Below are 1179 nucleotides of genomic sequence, written 5' to 3' on the forward strand. Positions count from 1 at the left end.
CAGCTTGCGCAGTTCGCGGCCGGTGGCCTCGATCGGGTGGTCTTCACCCTTCTGGCGCAGCTCCAGGAATTCCTTGGCGCCGTTGGCCTGGTCGTCCATGAAACGCTTGGCGAAGGAGCCGTTCTGGATGTCGGCCAGGACGGCCTTCATGTTTTCCTTCACCTCCGGGGTGATCACGCGCGGGCCGGAGACGTAGTCGCCGAACTCGGCGGTGTCGGAGACCGACCAGCGCTGCTTGGCAATGCCGCCTTCGACCATCAGGTCGACGATCAGCTTGAGCTCGTGCAGCACCTCGAAGTAGGCGATCTCCGGCTTGTAGCCGGCCTCGGTCAGCGTTTCGAAGCCGTACTGCACCAGCTGCGACGCGCCGCCGCAGAGCACGGCCTGCTCGCCGAACAGATCGGTCTCGGTTTCTTCGGTGAAGGTGGTCTCGATGACGCCGGCGCGGGTGCCGCCGATGCCCTTGGCGTAGGACAGGGCCAGCGCCTTGGCATTGCCGGTGTAGTCCTGTTCGATGGCGATCAGGTCCGGGACACCGCGGCCGGCTTCGAACTCGCGGCGGACGATGTGGCCCGGGCCCTTCGGGGCGACCAGTGCGACGTCGACGTTGGCCGGCGGCTGGATGAAGCCGTAGCGGATGTTGAAACCGTGGCCGAAGAACAGGGCGTTGCCCTCTTCGAGCTTGTCGGCAATGGATTCGGCGTAGACCTTGGCCTGGACCTGGTCCGGGGTGAGGATCATGATGACGTCGGCCTCGGCGGCAGCGTCGGCGACGGAGAGGACCTTCAGGCCCTCTGCCTCGGCCTTGGCGCGGGACTTGGAGCCCTCGGCCAGGCCAACGCGGACGTCGACGCCGGAGTCGCGCAGGCTCAGGGCGTGCGCATGGCCCTGGCTGCCGTAACCGATGACAGCGACCTTGCGGTTCTGGATGATCGAGAGGTCGGCGTCGTCGTCGTAATACAGCTCAGTCACTTTGGGTTTCTCCTGTTGGGGGTTTCGTGGAAAGGAATCAGGCGGAACGCAGCGCGCGGTCGCTCATGGAGCGGGAGCCGCGGCCAATGGCCAGCGTTCCGGATTGGACAATTTCGCGGATGCCAAACGGCTCCAGCACTGCTAGCAGGGCCTCGAGCTTATCGGCGGTGCCGGTGGCCTCCACAACCAACGAGTCGGTGGACACGT

The 1179-nt window shown here is 65.6% G+C and carries 1 protein-coding gene and 1 pseudogene; both read right to left on the reverse strand.

Going from position 1 to position 1179, the window contains the following annotated elements; genetic code table 11:
• Nucleotides 1-972: ketol-acid reductoisomerase (gene ilvC / locus AC5RWT_RS37590; RefSeq protein ID WP_494084651.1), on the reverse strand; the 972-nt coding region annotated here is incomplete at its 3' end.
• Between the two features lie 37 nt (nucleotides 973-1009).
• Nucleotides 1010-1179 (reverse strand): annotated as a pseudogene (locus AC5RWT_RS37595) (acetolactate synthase small subunit); the annotation flags it as partial.

The organism is Arthrobacter sp. Dra40 (assembly GCF_059091905.1).